This is a genomic window from Cytobacillus sp. T106, from assembly GCF_040492155.1.
GTDB classification, from domain to species: Bacteria; Bacillota; Bacilli; order Bacillales; family Cytobacillaceae; genus Bacillus_AB; species Bacillus_AB infantis.
Window position 1 is genome coordinate 1 of the sequence record NZ_JBEUMK010000028.1, and the last position, 17008, is coordinate 17008.

16 protein-coding genes, 1 tRNA gene, 1 other RNA gene and 1 other annotated feature are annotated in these 17008 nt (G+C 47.4%); of the genes, 13 read left to right on the plus strand and 5 right to left on the minus strand.

The genetic code is table 11. From position 1 onward, the window contains the following. Positions 1-776 precede the first annotated feature (776 nt). A complete protein-coding gene (locus ABU165_RS24690; protein ID WP_253615960.1) occupies positions 777-1736 on the minus strand; it encodes a YaaC family protein in 960 nt (319 codons plus the stop codon). A 115-nt stretch (positions 1737-1851) separates the two neighbouring features. Between ABU165_RS24690 and guaB the strand changes: the two genes are divergently transcribed. The 6 genes from guaB (at position 1852) to ABU165_RS24720 (ending at position 8432) form a co-directional block, all read left to right on the plus strand. Continuing rightward, on the plus strand, positions 1852-3318 hold the full coding sequence (guaB, locus tag ABU165_RS24695; RefSeq protein ID WP_009796273.1) for an IMP dehydrogenase: 1467 nt from the start codon (positions 1852-1854) through the stop codon (positions 3316-3318). Positions 3319-3565: 247 nt separating this feature from the next. After that, positions 3566-4915: a serine hydrolase gene (locus tag ABU165_RS24700; RefSeq protein WP_022543194.1), complete on the plus strand. Its 1350-nt coding sequence runs from the start codon at positions 3566-3568 to the stop codon at positions 4913-4915. A 209-nt stretch (positions 4916-5124) separates the two neighbouring features. Then, on the plus strand, positions 5125-6009 hold the full coding sequence (pdxS, locus tag ABU165_RS24705; protein ID WP_170939624.1) for a pyridoxal 5'-phosphate synthase lyase subunit PdxS: 885 nt from the start codon (positions 5125-5127) through the stop codon (positions 6007-6009). An 11-nt stretch (positions 6010-6020) separates the two neighbouring features. After that, entirely contained in the window at positions 6021-6608 is a 588-nt protein-coding gene (pdxT, locus tag ABU165_RS24710) for a pyridoxal 5'-phosphate synthase glutaminase subunit PdxT (protein WP_094769988.1), read from the plus strand. A gap of 53 nt (positions 6609-6661) precedes the next feature. Then, positions 6662-6884 (plus strand) — a binding site (T-box leader). A 76-nt stretch (positions 6885-6960) separates the two neighbouring features. Continuing rightward, the gene (gene serS, locus ABU165_RS24715) at positions 6961-8241 is read left to right on the plus strand and encodes a serine--tRNA ligase (RefSeq protein WP_094769986.1); all 1281 of its coding nucleotides are present in this window, start codon (positions 6961-6963) and stop codon (positions 8239-8241) included. A 98-nt stretch (positions 8242-8339) separates the two neighbouring features. Then, a tRNA-Ser gene (locus ABU165_RS24720) sits at positions 8340-8432 on the plus strand. Positions 8433-8627: 195 nt separating this feature from the next. Here ABU165_RS24720 and ABU165_RS24725 read toward each other — a convergent pair. The 4 genes from ABU165_RS24725 to ABU165_RS24740 all read right to left on the minus strand — a co-directional run bounded on the left by ABU165_RS24725 (position 8628) and on the right by ABU165_RS24740 (position 12016). After that, positions 8628-9296 carry a deoxynucleoside kinase gene (locus ABU165_RS24725; protein ID WP_009796279.1) on the minus strand — a complete coding sequence of 223 codons (669 nt, stop codon included), beginning with the start codon at positions 9294-9296 and terminating at the stop codon, positions 8628-8630. Then, positions 9286-9933 carry a deoxynucleoside kinase gene (locus ABU165_RS24730; RefSeq protein ID WP_009796280.1) on the minus strand — a complete coding sequence of 216 codons (648 nt, stop codon included), beginning with the start codon at positions 9931-9933 and terminating at the stop codon, positions 9286-9288. The genes ABU165_RS24725 and ABU165_RS24730 overlap by 11 nt, the downstream gene beginning before the upstream one ends. Positions 9934-10125: 192 nt before the next feature. Then, positions 10126-11412 (minus strand): glycoside hydrolase family 18 protein, encoded by a 1287-nt coding sequence (locus ABU165_RS24735; RefSeq protein WP_022543196.1) that lies wholly within the window; start codon positions 11410-11412, stop codon positions 10126-10128. A gap of 40 nt (positions 11413-11452) precedes the next feature. Next, positions 11453-12016: a cysteine hydrolase family protein gene (locus ABU165_RS24740; RefSeq protein WP_009796282.1), complete on the minus strand. Its 564-nt coding sequence runs from the start codon at positions 12014-12016 to the stop codon at positions 11453-11455. Between the two features lie 90 nt (positions 12017-12106). On the opposite strand from ABU165_RS24740, the gene tadA reads away from it, so the two are divergent. The 7 genes from tadA (at position 12107) to ABU165_RS24775 (ending at position 16755) form a co-directional block, all read left to right on the plus strand. Beyond that, positions 12107-12634: a tRNA adenosine(34) deaminase TadA gene (gene tadA, locus ABU165_RS24745; protein ID WP_248139262.1), complete on the plus strand. Its 528-nt coding sequence runs from the start codon at positions 12107-12109 to the stop codon at positions 12632-12634. Between the two features lie 77 nt (positions 12635-12711). Then, positions 12712-12976, plus strand: an RNA gene (gene ffs / locus ABU165_RS24750) — signal recognition particle sRNA large type. Positions 12977-13140: 164 nt separating this feature from the next. Then, positions 13141-14835: a DNA polymerase III subunit gamma/tau gene (gene dnaX / locus ABU165_RS24755; protein ID WP_318061067.1), complete on the plus strand. Its 1695-nt coding sequence runs from the start codon at positions 13141-13143 to the stop codon at positions 14833-14835. A 21-nt stretch (positions 14836-14856) separates the two neighbouring features. Further along, complete coding sequence (locus tag ABU165_RS24760; protein ID WP_022543198.1) at positions 14857-15177, plus strand: YbaB/EbfC family nucleoid-associated protein; 321 nt, start codon at positions 14857-14859, stop codon at positions 15175-15177. A 405-nt stretch (positions 15178-15582) separates the two neighbouring features. Further along, positions 15583-16179, plus strand: coding sequence for a recombination mediator RecR (recR, locus tag ABU165_RS24765; protein ID WP_009796287.1), 597 nt, complete (start codon positions 15583-15585; stop codon positions 16177-16179). Positions 16180-16194: 15 nt separating this feature from the next. Beyond that, on the plus strand, positions 16195-16410 hold the full coding sequence (locus tag ABU165_RS24770) for a YaaL family protein (RefSeq protein WP_009796288.1): 216 nt from the start codon (positions 16195-16197) through the stop codon (positions 16408-16410). Positions 16411-16491: 81 nt separating this feature from the next. Beyond that, entirely contained in the window at positions 16492-16755 is a 264-nt protein-coding gene (locus ABU165_RS24775; protein ID WP_035403656.1) for a pro-sigmaK processing inhibitor BofA family protein, read from the plus strand. Positions 16756-17008: the final 253 nt, after the last annotated feature.

The following is a 17008-nucleotide window of genomic DNA, read 5'->3' on the forward strand; positions in this document are numbered from 1 at the left end:
TGAAGAACAGTCTATTGGACTGTTCTTTTTTTTGCGCTTTTTTATTGAATAGGCGAAGTTTTTAATAGGAAATATGCTCTTGGTCGGAAATTAGTGGCCGGCGTGGGCGTATGAGCAGAGTTTTTGTTGAGAATATTGGGGAGAGCAACTGCTTTGGTTGTGAATTTAATCATTTGGCTTGTTAATCTACCAAATTCGTGGTTTATTTAACCAATTGACCGATTAATTGACCGATTTCCCCATTTAATTTACCATATGCTTCAAAACAGCCATAGCCCGCCGCTATAGATTCCGGATATTGTTTGAAAAGCATGCTGGATGGGCAAAGGGACATTTCCTTGCTTGAAATATTGGGAAGAACGGCTGCTTAAGCTGAGAATTTAATTAATTCAACCGATAATTGCGATTTATTTAATCAACTGGCCGACTAATTTACCGGCTCCCCCATTGAATTTACCATATGCCTTAAATACCAGATAAAGCTCCCCAGCCTAAATACGGGCAAGTACATCCAGTGCCAGTGCCAATCAACCAGCGTCCAGCGGCATGAAAGCCCACCAGTCAAAACCCTGTCCGAAGCTCTGCCTTCAAAATAGCCTCATCCCAGCCCAACACTGTTAGCAGCCTCACTCCCTATTTCAACCACATATATTCCCGCCGCTTCACAACATAGACTTTTAAAGCTAAAAGCTTCTTAACGCCGTCCTAATTTCAGCCTCACCACCAAGTTCCGCTCCTAATCACTAGCTCACCAGATCCTGATCCGGCACCACTAATTACTTCTGCCCAATCAAATACTGATACACCAAATATGGGCCCTTCAGCAGAGTGATCTCCAGAAAAGAATGGATAAAGGGGTAGTCCTTATTCGGCATCATTTTCATCAGTTCGCTCCACCATTCGGTTTCATAACGCGCAATCATGCTGAGATTGTACAGCAGCAGATAATGAAGGAGCAGCTCCGGGAAATTGACAAGGTTTCCTTTCGTGAGGGGAAAGGAAAGGCTGCCCTCTTGGATATTGAACTTAAGCGGTCTTATATCGTGCGGCGGGACCTGACCGCAAGAGAAAGTAATCTTGCCGCTTTCTCCCTGTGCGGGGGACTCGATATCATAGCTGCCCTTTGAGTTGAAATAGTCAATAAATCTTTCTTCTGTCATATGAAATTGATCAAGAATAGAAGCTGGCATTGTAAGTTGGCCGTTTGCCAATTCTATGCCGGCAAAGGCAGGGCTTCCCTCTGTCTGCTGAAAAAGCTCATTTAATTCAGGAATATATTTAAAAAGCTCCCCCATTTCAATTTTGTCGCCTTCCATATGTTTCATGTGAAACAGCTTATCGGCCATAAAAGGAAACAGTCCGGTTTTTTGAAATTTTACTTCATCCTCAAAAAAGCTGTATTGCTGCTTCTTCCTTTTCCTTGTTGAAACTCCATGGGCGAGGACGGAGGTTGTTTCGGGATAGTTTGGATCCGCCGTCAGAATGGATGCTTTGATCAGATGGACCAGTCCATAGAACAGCATGATAGGCTGGATCAGCAGCGGGGATTTGGCTGCCTGTTCATAATATATTTTTCCATGTTCCAAATAATAAATAAAAGGATAGCAGTTCTCATAGCTTTTCGCTTCAGGCTGGTCGATGCCATGCCTTGTATAGCATTTTTTTAAATAAGCCTGTGTGTTTTCTGCCGAAAAGAAGACAGAATATGAACTCCAGCCGTTGTATGAATTGATCATCCTTTATACCTCTTTTAATTTTTTGAAAAATCGAACATATCAATCTGTTCTTGACAGTATTTTGTCCAATTGATAACCTACTAATAATATTTTCGAGTAAATGGGGGCTAAAAAGATGTGGGAAAGCAAGTTTGTTAAAGAAGGATTAACATTTGATGATGTGTTATTGGTTCCGGCAAGATCAGAAGTGCTTCCGAAAGATGTACAGCTTCATGTAGACCTGACAGACAAGGTCCGCCTGAATATCCCGATCATCTCAGCCGGCATGGACACAGTAACAGAGGCAGAAATGGCAATTGCCATGGCAAGGGCAGGCGGCCTCGGAATCATCCACAAGAATATGTCCATCGAGCAGCAGGCTGACCAGGTTGACAAAGTCAAGCGCTCCGAAAGCGGCGTAATTACAGATCCATTCTTCCTCACGCCCGACCAGCAGGTTTTCGATGCTGAGCATCTAATGGGCAAGTACCGCATCTCAGGTGTCCCGATCGTTAACAACAACGATGAACAGAAATTGGTGGGCATCATTACAAACCGTGATCTTCGTTTCATCCAAGACTACTCGATTAAAATTTCAGACGTTATGACAAAAGAAAATCTTGTAACGGCACCGGTGGGAACAACACTGGAAGAAGCCGAGAGCATTTTGCAGAAATATAAAATTGAAAAGCTTCCGCTCGTTGATCAGGAGGGTGTACTTAAAGGGCTGATCACCATCAAGGATATTGAAAAAGTGATCGAATTCCCGAATTCAGCCAAGGACCGCCAGGGAAGGCTCCTTGCAGGCGCAGCTGTCGGTGTGACAAAGGATACGATGAAAAGGGTTGAAATGCTTGTGAAGGCAAGTGTAGACGTCCTTGTAGTCGATACGGCGCACGGACATTCAAAAGGGGTATTGGACACAGTCAGGCAGATCAGGGAGGCTTACCCTGAGGTAGCCATCATCGCTGGAAATGTTGCTACTGCTGAAGCTACTAAGGATTTGATCGAAGCAGGAGCTGATGTTGTAAAAGTCGGTATCGGACCTGGTTCCATCTGTACGACAAGGGTTGTCGCCGGCGTCGGCGTACCGCAGATCACAGCGGTGTATGACTGTGCCACAGAGGCCAGGAAGCATGGCAAAGCTATCATCGCCGATGGAGGCATCAAGTACTCTGGTGATATCGTTAAGTCCCTTGCTGCCGGCGGACATGCCGTCATGCTAGGAAGCCTGCTCGCAGGCGTCTCCGAAAGCCCGGGCGAAACGGAAATCTTCCAGGGACGCCGCTTCAAGGTCTACCGCGGAATGGGCTCGGTCGGAGCAATGGAGAAGGGTTCAAAGGACCGCTATTTCCAGGAAGACAACAAAAAGTTCGTTCCAGAAGGAATTGAAGGAAGGCTTCCATACAAAGGGCCGTTATCTGATACGATTTACCAGCTGGTCGGAGGGATCCGTTCGGGAATGGGCTATTGCGGAAGCAAGGATTTGACCGACTTAAGAGAAAAGGCGCAGTTCATCAGGATGACAGGCGCCGGGCTCCGTGAAAGCCATCCGCATGATGTGCAGATCACAAAAGAAGCTCCGAACTATTCTTTGTCATAAAAATCAGGCCATAGCATCGGATGCTGATGCTATGGCAATAAAGGTCCCAGGTTATTTTCCTGGGCCTTATTTTTTTGCTTATTCAGGGTACCATGCACCCGTCAGCATCAGCTGTCATTTTTCAATCAGCACATCAAATGGCCTACATAATTCTATGTCCAATTAATGGGTATTTACTCTGTCTATGTTTTCAGAAACAGATATGTTAAAATAACGAAGGTGTATATAAAGGTTGGAGGGCATTACAGTGAAAAAACATTTTTATCGGAAGTATGTTGCTAGTTTCCTTGTTTGTATGATGGTGATAGGCCTTTTTCCCGGCCTGAATAAGGCGAGTGCAGATGATGCTTTGAATATCAACGCGGATGCTGCGATCGTGGTAGAGGCTGAGACAGGCAAAGTCCTTTATTCGAAGAATGCGGATAAAGTGCTTGGCATCGCGAGCATGACAAAGATTATGACAGAATACCTGCTGCTTGAGGCCATCAAAGAAGGGAAAGTCAAATGGGATCAGGAGTATGCAGTCAGTGAATATGTTTGGAAGGTTTCACAGGATAGAGCACTGTCTAATGTCCCTTTAAGAAGAGATGGAAAATATAATATCAAAGAATTATATGAAGCTATGTCTATTTACTCTGCCAATGGTGCAACGATTGCCATTGCGGAGACCATTGCCGGTTCTGAAAGTAATTTCGTAAAAATGATGAATGATAAAGCCGAGGAGCTTGGCTTGAAAGATTACAAATTTGTCAATTCCTCAGGTTTGAATAATCGTGACTTAAAAGGCTCCCACCAGGTGGGTGGAGCAGAGGATGAGAATGTCATGTCCGCACGTGCTACAGCCAAGCTGGCACAGCGCCTGCTGCATGATTATCCGGAAATACTGGAGACGACCAGCATTCCGACTAAGAACTTCAGAGAAGGCACTGATGATGAAATCAAGATGGATAACTGGAACTGGATGCTTCCAAGCCTTGTATTCGGCTATGAGGGAGTGGACGGGCTTAAAACGGGTACGACCGATTTTGCCGGCTACTGCTTCACTGGTACGGCTACCCGTGACGGTAACCGCTATATCACAGTTGTGATGAATGCCAAGGGTGAAGGGAATTCCGGTTCTTATAAATCCCGTTTTGATGAAACAAGAAAAATGCTTGATTATGCTTTCAGCAATTTTTCCAAAGAAGAAATCATTGCGAAGAACTATCAGGTAAAGGGCCAGAAAACACTTCCTGTCACTAAAGGCAAGGAAGACAGCGTGAAGATCCAGGCGAAGGACGCTATCGAGCTTGTCGTGAAGAATGGGGAGAAGGAAAGCTACAAGCCTGAGCTTGTCCTTGATAAAGACAAGCTTGATAAAGACGGCAATCTGACGGCACCTGTGAAAAAAGGCGAAAAGATCGGCTACCTGACTTTGAAGTCAGACAAAGAAAACGGCCTTGACTTTCTTTCAGGAAAAGGCGGTATCCAGGTTGATGTCGTCGCGGCTGAAAGTGTAGAAAAGGCAAATTGGTTCGTGCTGACAATGCGCGGGATCGGCGGCTTCTTCGGAGATCTTTGGGGCAGCATTTCTTCAGCTGTAAAAGGCTGGTTCTAATTTTTATAATGGACTGGCTTTAACCGGAAGAAAATAAAAATCCGGAAGAGTCTGATAAAAAAGGGTTCCTTGTCTTGACAGGGACCCTTTTTTATTGTTTATTTTCATTAGGGGAACTGGACGAATTCCTATCGAATTAATATATTTTCCTATAAATTAATGGGTATTTTGCCTGTTAAAAGCAGATGGTATTACAGAAGGGGGATTTTATAGTGAAGACAGGTACAGATCGAGTAAAGCGCGGAATGGCAGAAATGCAAAAGGGCGGCGTAATCATGGACGTTGTCAACGCTGAGCAGGCTAAGATTGCTGAAGAGGCCGGCGCAGTCGCAGTCATGGCACTGGAGCGGGTTCCATCCGATATCCGTGCTGCCGGCGGTGTGGCCAGGATGGCAGACCCCCGCATTGTTGAGGAAGTCATGAATGCTGTAACGATTCCTGTTATGGCTAAAGGCAGAATTGGCCATATCGTGGAAGCCCGTGTATTAGAAGCAATGGGCGTTGATTATATAGATGAGAGTGAAGTGCTCACTCCTGCTGATGAAGAGTATCACTTAAATAAAAGGGACTTTACGGTTCCGTTTGTATGCGGATGCCGCGACCTTGGCGAGGCTGCCCGCAGGATCGGTGAAGGAGCGGCAATGCTTCGCACTAAAGGCGAGCCGGGAACAGGCAATATCGTTGAAGCCGTACGCCATATCCGCAAGGTAAATGCACAGGTGCGCAAGGTTGTCGGCATGAATCTGGATGAGCTGATGACTGAAGCTAAGCTTCTCGGAGCCCCTTACGAGCTTCTTCTCGAAATTAAGGAGCTTGGCCGCCTTCCGGTCGTTAACTTCGCTGCAGGCGGCGTTGCGACACCTGCGGATGCTGCTTTAATGATGGAGCTTGGTGCAGACGGCGTATTCGTTGGTTCAGGCATCTTCAAGTCCGATAATCCAGCCAAGTTTGCGAGAGCGATCGTAGAGGCGACTACCCATTATCAGGATTACAAGCTGATTGCTGAATTGTCAAAAGAACTTGGAACACCGATGAAAGGCATCGAAATCTCATCACTGGCTCCTGAAGCTCGTATGCAGGAGCGCGGTTGGTAAGGAGAATGAATATGGTTAAAGTAGGCGTATTGGGCCTTCAGGGGGCTGTCAGGGAGCATGTCCGTTCCATTGAAGCCTGCGGAGCGGAGGCAGTCGTCATCAAGCGGAGAGAGCAGCTTGCGGAAGTGGACGGACTGATCATCCCGGGCGGCGAAAGCACAACGATGCGCCGCCTGATCGATAAATATGATTTCATGGAAGAGCTAAGGTCATTTTCCCAATCAGGGAAACCGATGTTCGGTACATGCGCTGGCCTCATCCTGCTGGCAAAGACAGTTTCCGGCTATGCAGAACCGCATATCGGCGTCATGGATGTCGAGGTGGAGCGCAATTCTTTCGGAAGGCAGCGGGAGAGCTTTGAAGCGCCCCTTGATATTGCAGGAGTGGCAGAGGACTTTGAAGCTGTCTTCATCCGTGCGCCGCATATTCTGCAGGCCGGCGAGAATGTTGAAGTGCTCGCGAAGCATGATGGCCGCATCGTGGCTGCGAGGGAAGGCCAATTCCTGGGCTGTTCATTCCATCCTGAGCTGACGGAGGATCACCGTCTCACAGCCTATTTTGTGGAAATGGTGAAAGAAGCCCAGGCAAATTTAGTTTGAATAATTGGTTGCAAATAGCGCATAATTGTAGTAAATTATTATAAAATTACATTCGAAACGCATTGAGAGGAATTAGTAGCGGAAATCCCATTCCAATAGAGAGCCGGTGGCTGGTGGAAACCGGTGGTGGGATCCTGTGAATCCGTCCTTGAGCAAAAGCATGGAAAGCCTGCATGGGCGAGTAAGTGCTTTCGGTTAAAAACCGTTATGGATTTAAGGTGGAAGGCAATTTTGCCTTCAACTAGGGTGGCAACGCGGGTAACTCCCGTCCCTTTTTTGGGACGGGGGTTTTTTGTTTTTTTCGCGGGTGCCGCTCATATGCCTATCGAATGTATGAAGAGGAGGAAGCAGCATGCTTGATATTAAATATTTACGAAGCAATTTTGAAGAAGTGAAGAACCGTCTGCAGCACCGCGGAGAGGATCTTGGCGACCTTGGGAAATTTGAAGATCTTGATGTAAGGCGCCGTGAGCTGATCATGGAAACAGAGCAGCTGAAGAGCAGAAGGAATGAGGTTTCCCAGCAGGTAGCTGTACTTAAGCGTGAAAAGAAAGATGCGGACAGCCTGATTGCCGAGATGAGGGAAGTAGGAGACAAGATCAAAGCATTTGATGAAGAGCTCCGCACAGTGGAAGAATCATTGGACAGCCTTTTGATGAGCATTCCGAATATCCCGCATGAAAGCGTTCCGGTCGGTGAGACGGAAGACGATAATGTCGAGGCGAGAAAATGGGGCAATGTCCGTGATTTCAGCTTCGAGCCGAAGCCTCACTGGGATGTTGCCACTGACCTGGACATCCTTGACTTTGAGAGGGCCGGCAAGGTTACGGGAAGCCGCTTTGTATTCTACAAAGGCCTTGGCGCCCGCTTAGAGCGTGCTTTATTTAACTTCATGCTTGATCTTCACACAGAAGAGCATGGCTATATGGAAGTCCTTCCTCCATATATGGTCAACCGTGCCAGCATGACAGGCACTGGGCAGCTGCCAAAGTTCGAAGAAGATGCCTTCCTGATCGAAAGTGAAGACTACTTCCTGATTCCGACAGCAGAAGTGCCTGTTACAAACATGCACAGAGATGAAATCCTGACGAATGAACAGCTTCCGATCAATTATGCCGCATTCAGTGCTTGCTTCCGTTCTGAAGCGGGGTCTGCGGGCCGCGATACAAGGGGTCTGATCCGCCAGCATCAATTCAATAAGGTGGAGCTTGTGAAGTTTGTCCGTCCTGAAGATTCTTATGAAGAGCTTGAAAAACTGACAGGACATGCTGAAAAGGTTCTGCAGCTGCTTGGCCTGCCGTACCGTGTGCTCAGCATGTGCACAGGCGATCTCGGATTCACAGCTGCCAAGAAATACGATATCGAAGTCTGGATTCCAAGCTACGGGACCTACCGTGAAATTTCTTCTTGCAGTAACTTTGAAGCCTTCCAGGCACGCCGTGCGAACATCCGTTTCCGCCGCGAGCCTAAGGGCAAGCCTGAGCATCTTCATACCCTGAATGGCTCTGGCCTCGCGATCGGCCGTACGGTTGCCGCTATCCTTGAAAACTACCAGCAGGAAGACGGAAGTGTCATCATTCCGGAAGTATTAAGACCGTATATGGGCAATAAAGAAGTAATCGGCAAAGCATAAAGCATTCCACCTGGACGGGTGTTAAAAACCCGTCCAATTTTTTTTGAAATAATGTTGACTTCTTATTGGAGAGCTGATAGAATAAATCTTGTCGATACGGAGGTATACCCAAGTCTGGCTGAAGGGATCGGTCTTGAAAACCGACAGGCGGGTAACACCGCGCGGGGGTTCGAATCCCTCTACCTCCTCCATTATAAAATCAACCATAGCGCATAACTATTGGAGATACATAAAAAGCCGCTGCATTTTGCAGCGGCTTTTTTATGTTTTCAAGAATGCAAATGTGGTTTCAGCTGACTTTTCTGGAATCCTTCCAAATAAAAATAAGCCCGGCGTTTATGCCGGGCTTATTTTGTATCTCACTCCAGAGAACATAATCTGCTGTTTTACTTTTTCAGCAGCTGCGACTGCTTCAGAAAGACGGAGATTTTTTCAATGACAGGCTCAATGGAGGCGCCATCAGCCATCAGGTCATAATCATTGATGTTCAGGCGCAGGACTGGGCAAGCATTGAATGTGTTGATCCAGTTTTCATAGCGTTCATGCATTTCTTCCCAGTAGGATACAGGTGTCTGCTGCTCCATCGGGCGCCCTCTTTCCTGGATCCTGGATAAGATGTCTTCAATGGATCCTTCCAGGTAAATCAGCAGGTCGGGATGAGGGAAGTATGGTGTCATGACCATTGCATCGAACAGGCTTGTGTATGTTTCATAGTCCACCTGGGACATGGTTCCTTTTTCATGATGCATCTTGGCAAAAATGCCGGTATCTTCGTAAATGGAACGGTCCTGGATAAAGCCGCCGCCATATTCAAAGATGCGTTTCTGCTCCTTGAAGCGTTCGGCAAGGAAATAAATCTGCAGATGGAAGCTCCACCTGTCGAAATCTGCATAAAATTTGTCCAGGTAAGGATTGGTGTCCACTTTTTCAAATGAGGTGCGAAAGCCCAGAGCACCCGCAAGCGCATTGGTCATTGTCGATTTCCCTACCCCGACCGTACCAGCAATGGTAATCACGGAATTTCCGGGAATTTCGTACTTATTCCTAAGATTCATGGTGATAAGCTCCTTTAATTAAAGATAGGGAAAGGCTGTCCAAAATTTGAGAGAGATCTTCTTTATTTTTCACAAAATCCAGATCATCGCCGCTGAAGCGCAGAACCGGAATATCAGGGTGCTGTTCAGTGAACAGGTTCATGGCGTTCTCATAATCAATTGACAGCTGCTCCAGATAGAGCGGGCTGATATTCTTTTCAATCTCCCGGCCCCGCAGCCTGATCCGCTGCAGGAGCGTCTCGAGGCTTGCGTGAAGGTAGATGATGACATTAGGCCTTGGCATATCACTTGTCAGGATATCGTAGATCTTCACATATTTTTGGAATTCTGCCGGGCTCAGCGTCCTTTCGGCAAAAACGAGGTTTTTGAGAATATGGTAATCGGCAACAACGGCCTTGTTATTGGCTAAATAATCAGTATTGATGTCTCCGAGCTGCTTATAGCGGTTGCACAGGAAAAACATTTCCGTCTGGAAGCTCCATTCCTCAATGTTGTCATAAAACTTCCCAAGAAAAGGATTTTCATCTACAATCTCTTTCAGCAGTGCAAATTGAAAATGCTCGGAAATGGCCTTTGCCAGCGAGGTTTTCCCTACGCCGATCGGGCCTTCAACGGTAATAAAAGGTGTCCCCCCCACAGTGTGGCCTCCTTATTGTTCTTATTTATCTATGTCCAGTTTTCCTTTAAATCGACTTTTAACGACACAAAAAATATTTTAACACACTATACAGTGGAAGGGATATGGAATTTCTTCAGGCAAAAAATATAAAAAAAGCCATGGATCAGACTGACCCATAGCTTCCTGTGCACCCAGGCGAAAATGCCTTCGTTACTCCCGTTTTGTCACATTAAAATTGTCTGTGATCAACAGCCAGTTCTGGGGAAAAGACAGGCCGAGCTTCCAGTAGCTCATCCCCCTCAGATTCAATTCCTTCATAAGATCGAATTTTGCCTGGATTGACCTCGCATCCTCAAACCACACCTCATGCCGCTTCCCGTCGGTGTCTGTATAGTTGAACAGCGGGGCCTGCGATTTCGTATTATAGCGGATGGGCACATTGTTCTCCGCTGCCAGCTCGATGGCCTGCTGCGGGCTCAGCGCCCTTGCGGTAGTACCCTGGACAAATGGAAGGGTCCAGTCATAGCCGTACAGATTTTGGCCCATCATGATCTTGGAGGACGGCATTTCGCTTACTGCATATTCCAGGACCTCCCGGACAGGGCCGATCGGGGAAACGGCCTGGGCAGGGCCGCCGCTGTAGCCCCACTCATAGGTCATGATAACGACAAAATCCACGATTTCCCCGTGTGCCTTATAATCATGGGCTTCATACCAGCGTCCCTTCTGGCCGGCGCTCGTCTTCGGCGCGAGGGCGGTAGAAATGAGCCAGCCTTCCCGGCTGAACCGGGCCTTTGCTTTTCGTAAAAACCGGTTGTATGCCTCCCGGTCCTCAGGGCGTAAGTATTCGAAGTCAAAATGGATATCCCTGAAGCCGTACTTCTTGGCTGCGGCAGTTATATTATCCAGAAACTTATCCTGCACAGGTATATCATTCAGGAGGATCCGGCCAAGCTCATCATTGAACTGGTCATTCTCCTGGTTGGTGATGACCATCATCAGCACATTGTTATTCGCTTTGGCGATGGCCGGGAAATTATTGAGGAGCGGCTCTTTAAGACCGCCATCCCTCAGGGCCTGGAAGCTGAAGGGTGCCAGATAGGTGAGGTAGGGTGCAGCTTCACGCGCTCCTTCCTCAAGTGCAGGGGCAACAGATGTACCCCTCGGTTCTACATAGGCATTGAATTCAGCCGCTGTTTTCGGCCGCGGCGGCAGGTAGAGGCGCAAGCCCGGCTGGAGAGGCTGTGATGCCGAAATCCGGTTGATGGTTGCTATTTCCTGAACCGTAATCCCTGTCCGCCGGGAAATGGCAGACAAAGTATCGCCTGGCTGAACCCAGTAAAAGCGCCCTGTGATCGGGATCACCAGCGCCTGGCCGACAACGAGCCTGTCGGGATTGGGGAGTTCATTGGCCTGTGAAATATCGGCTGCCGTCGTGCCATAAGCCTGAGCGATCCCTGTCAGGGACTGTCCTGCCCGCACTATATGGATTTGCATATTCATTTCCCCCTTAATGGCAAATTACGCTACCATCATTTTATGAAGGGAAACAGGCTGAAATGCTATTTTTCTCAGAGAAGGGTTCTGTGCGGGCATTGAGGACGTTCTTCATCATTTTCAGGGCATTTTCGTTGTCATGGTCATCATTGGAAGCAAGGCAATTTTCAGGGACGTACAAGCTGTATTCTCTCATATAGGCGTCATTCGCCGTAAAAAGGACGCAAATATTCCCGGCTACACCGGTGATGATCAGATTCTTGACATTTAACTGAAGAAGCAGGGTGTTAAGAGCAGTGCCGTAAAAAGCGGAGTGCTTCGGCTTGATCAAAAAGTAGTCTTCATCAGAAGGGTAGAGGCAGTCAATGATGTCCCTGCTGTTTTCATTCCGGCAGTAATCGGCTATCTTTTCAAAGTCGGCTTGCCAAAGGCTGTAATGATCATTAACATAGATGACAGGAATAGCTTCAGCAGCGCATTTTTCCTTTAATGTTTTTATGGGACCGGAGATTTTCTCAGCTTTTGCGGCTAGAATTTCACCCTCCGGAAAATCAAAATTATTGATCATGTCTATAATTAAGAGTGCTGTAGATGATTCTTTCATGTCAGTTCTCTCCTTTGGGTCTATTGTGAGCACTAAAGGCTATATACACCCTTGGTATATTTTTAAACATAAGGGATGGTAGGAAAAAAGATGAATATTACTTACAATGATGATGATTATATGAAGGAAGCAATAGAAGAAGCGAAAAAGGCAGGAGAGCTTGGGGAGGTTCCGATCGGGGCCGTTGTGGTCCTGGACGGGAAGATAATCAGCCGCGCCCATAATCTCCGTGAGTCGAACCAGAATGCGGTGGCGCATGCTGAACTCCTTGCCATTGAGGAAGCCTGCGGGATGCTTGGGACATGGAGGCTTGAGGATGCTGTGCTTTATGTCACATTAGAGCCGTGCGCCATGTGTTCGGGCGCCATCATTCTCTCCCGCATCAAGAGGGTTGTATATGGAGCGGCCGATCCAAAGGGCGGCTGTGCGGGCACATTCATGAATCTGCTCCAGGATGAAAGATTCAACCACCAGAGCGAGGTATCAGCAGGGGTGCTGGAAGAAGAATGCGGCAGCCTGCTGACCGATTTCTTCCGGGCTCTCCGCGAACGGAAAAAGGAAGAGAAAAGGCGGCGAAAACAGCTGCTGGATCTGCAAGAAGGAATTGACAGGCCATAGGCATTGCAATTTCGTCCGAAACTTAGTATACTGATTATGCGTCACAAACGACGCAGCCAAATATGGTATCAATTTTGCCGTGCTAAGCGGGGAGGTAGCGGTGCCCTGTACTCGCAATCCGCTCTAGCGAGGCTGAACTCCTTCCTGAGGCTGGTGTCCTGTAGGGCCTGCCTTAAGTAAGTGGTGTTGACGCCCGGGTCCTGCGCAATGGGAATCCATGAACCATGTCAGGTCCGGAAGGAAGCAGCATTAAGTGGTCCCTCCCATGTGCCGCAGGGTTGCCTGGGCCGAGCTAACTGCTTAAGTAACGCTTATGGGAGCCAGTCGACGGAAGGTGCACGGCAGTTATAATGATAAAAGCAAAACTCATCCCGGTCAGGGGTGGGTTTTTTTATGCATGTTCCTGCTGGAAAATTGCTCCTCCGGATATTTGCAATCCTTTTTGGAAAATAGGAACTGATACGGTATAATAGAGATAGAAAAGCAGTTAGGAAGGGGGCGCGAAGATGAGTTACCAGGCATTATATCGTGTCTGGCGTCCACAGCAGTTCATAGATGTTGTAGGGCAGGAACACGTAACCAAAACATTGCAGAACGCCCTGCTTCAGCAGAAAACCTCTCATGCATACTTATTTTCCGGGCCCAGGGGGACGGGAAAGACGAGTGCGGCCAAAATACTGGCCAAAACCGTCAACTGTGAAAGGGCTCCGATCAGCGAGCCTTGCAATGAGTGTGATTCCTGCATTGGCATTACGAATGGCTCCATACCGGACGTGATTGAAATCGATGCGGCCTCCAACAACGGTGTGGAAGAGATTCGGGATATTAGGGACAAAGTCAAATATGCACCCAGTGCAGTCAAATATAAAGTATATATCGTCGATGAGGTTCATATGCTTTCGATCGGCGCCTTCAATGCACTATTAAAAACACTTGAAGAGCCTCCGAAGCATGTTATGTTCATTCTTGCTACAACAGAACCCCACAAGATTCCGCTCACCATCATTTCAAGATGCCAGCGCTTTGACTTCAAGCGCATAACGGCACAGTCGATCGTCGGCCGGATGAAAATGATAGTGGATGAGACCGGGGTGCAGTATGAAGAGAATGCCCTCCATATCGTTGCCCGGGCTGCCGAGGGAGGGATGAGGGATGCTCTCAGCCTCCTTGATCAGGCGATATCCTTCAGCCAGGACAAAGTGACGGCGGAGGATGCCCTCACAGTAACAGGAGCCGTTTCCCAGGCATTCCTGAATAAACTGTCCAGAAACGTTATGGAAAAAGATGCTGCAGGTGCGCTGGAAGCACTGGAGACCCTCCTGTTTCAGGGGAAGGATCCTTCCAGGTTCATCGAGGACTTCATCTTATATTACAGGGACATGCTTTTATACAAGGCAGCTCCTTCACTGGATGAGTCGCTCGAACGCGTCATGCTTGATGAAGAATTCAAGGCATTGGCTGAAGAGATTGATCCTCAGCAGCTGTACAGCCTGATTGAAATTCTGAATAAAGCCCAGCAGGAAATGCGCTGGACCAACCATCCAAGGATTTTCCTTGAGGTAGCCATCATGAAGCTCAGCCAGCTTGAGGGTACAGAGAAAAAGGCAGCTGCCGATATTGAACCTCTCATGAGAAAAATCGAACAGCTTCAAGAGGAGCTGGCTGAGCTGAAGAAAAATGGGGTCACCGTTTCGGGTGCGGCTGAGCCTGCCCAGAAGAAGCAGGCACAGAGAACCTCAAGAAAAGGATTCCAGGCGCCTGAAGGGAAAATTAATGAAATCCTGAAAAATGCTACGAAAAATGACCTGAATGCCGTAAAAGGCAAATGGGGCGATATGCTTGGAAGGCTCGTGCATAACCAGATGCGGTCCCAGGCCGCTCTGCTCAATGAAGCAGAGCCGGTCGCTGCTTCAGCGGATGCGTTCATCGTTAAATTTAAATATGAAATACACTGTCAAATGGCCATGGATAATGCTAAATTTATAGAAACGATATCCGGGGCCATCCAGGAATTGACCGGACAAAGGAAACAGGTTGTCGGGGTGCCTGAAGAGCAGTGGCAGCGGATACGGGGCAGTTTTCTGAACAGCGGGCATCGCGATGAGCCTTCTGAAGGCAGCGGGCTTGGCGCCCCGGAAGACGACCTGGTCGTATCCGAAGCGCAAAAGCTGTTCGGGGATTTAGTCGAAATCAAAGAATAAAACTATTTGGAGGTAAAGAATATGCGTGGAATGGGCAATATGCAAAACATGATGAAGCAAATGCAGAAAATGCAGAAGAAAATGGCCGAGGCTCAGGAAGAGCTGGGGGAAAAAAGAATTGAAGGTACTGCAGGCGGCGGAATGGTGACAGTCATCGTTTCCGGACACAAGCAAGTCCTTGAAGTCAATATTAAAGAAGAAGTAGTAGATCCGGAAGATATCGATATGCTTCAGGACCTCGTACTTGCAGCAACAAATGACGCCCTTAAAAAGGCTGATGATCTGACAAATGATACAATGGGGCAGTTTACAAAAGGAATGAACCTGCCTGGAATGTTTTAAAAGCCGAAGCGGAGTTAATCTCCGCTTTAAAAATGCCTGAAAAAGCAAAAAAGGCGTGAATACGAATGGGGGCAGGCAAAAGGGCGGCAGGAAACTTATGCTTGTCGCCGATGAGCAAGCGCCCTCCGCATTTCGATTTGTCCAGCTGCAGCGGCTAGGGACTCGAGTCATAAGTCAGCCTGGCTAAAAGGTTAAAGAGCAAACCTTTCATCCAGGCTGCCTTATGCTTGTCGTCCCTGGGCAAGCCGCTTTCGCATTTCTTGATTGTCCAGCTGCGGGCGCTATCGGCTCGAGGTCATAAGCCAAACTGGCCAAAAGGTTAAAGAACAAACCTTTCGGCCAGTTCGTCTTATGCTTGTCGCCGATGAGCAAGCGCCCTCCGCATTTCTATATAGGAGGAGTAGTATGCATTATCCTGAACCGATATCTAAGTTGATAGACAGCTTTATGAAGCTGCCGGGGATCGGCCCGAAAACAGCCGCTCGCCTGGCTTTTTTTGTCCTTAGCATGAAGGAAGACACCGTTCTTGATTTTGCTAAGGCGCTGGTGAATGCCAAACGAAATTTATCTTACTGCTCGGTGTGCGGCCATATTACCGATCAGGATCCCTGTTATATCTGCGAGGATCAGCGCAGGGACAGGAGTGTAATTTGTGTTCTGCAGGATCCTAAGGATGTTATCGCCATGGAAAAAATGAAGGAATTCAACGGCCTGTACCACGTTCTCCACGGCGCTATTTCTCCGATGGACGGAATAGGACCGGAAGATATCAATATACCTGACCTTTTAAAAAGGCTGCAGGATGAGACGGTGGAAGAAGTTATACTGGCGACCAACCCAAATATTGAAGGGGAAGCGACAGCAATGTACATTTCGCGCCTCCTTAAGCCATCCGGTATCAAAATTACAAGGATTGCCCATGGTCTGCCGGTGGGCGGAGATCTGGAATATGCAGATGAAGTCACGCTTTCCAAGGCACTCGAGGGAAGAAGAGAGGTTTAAGCAGGAGGTGTATACATGTTTTTCCGTAAAAAAGGAAAGCTTCGCAATGAATTTGATGAACAGCTTCTCATGCAGCTTAATAGTTTGAAGGATGAATGGTATAACCAGAAAAGGCTGCTTGAAAAAAGCTTTGATCCTTCTGCGGAAGTTTTGGCGCAAACCAAGCTGGCGGAGGCTAAATACTTTTATTTATTTAAGGAAGCAAAGGCCAGGAAGATATCTGTTAGATGAACCAAGGGGCAATCAGGTCTTTTTTCATCTCTCTTCTCATAAATTTGTAGTAGTACAGGCTAATGGGAGAGGATGATGAGGATGGAACCGATACTGGTAATAACCATTTTGGGCGGGCTGATATTGTTATTACTATTTATAGGGGCTCCGTTTAAGCCGCTTAAGTTTTTGGGACAGGGAGTCATCAAAATTCTGATAGGAGCACTGTTCCTGTTTTTTCTTAATGCTTTCGGAGGCCAGTTTGGCTTATATGTCCCTATTAATCTGGCAACAACAGCTGTTTCGGGCTTTTTGGGACTGCCTGGAGTGTTTGCCCTGGCTGCTATTCAGACCTGGATTCTATAAAAGGCTTTACGCTGGAACAGCTATTCTGATGGCTGTTCTTTTGCTTTTGCCTGGATGGATGATCAAAAAATCCTGAAAGGCTGACCAGAATAAAAATAAGAAAAACTATATATTCACTGTTGACGATAGTGAAATATGGTGATATTATATTAAAGGTCGTCACAATGACGCAAACGAGAAAAAATGACCTTCAAAAAGTTGTTGACTTAGTTTGCTGACGGTGATATACTAATAAAGTTGCTTCGAGAGAAGT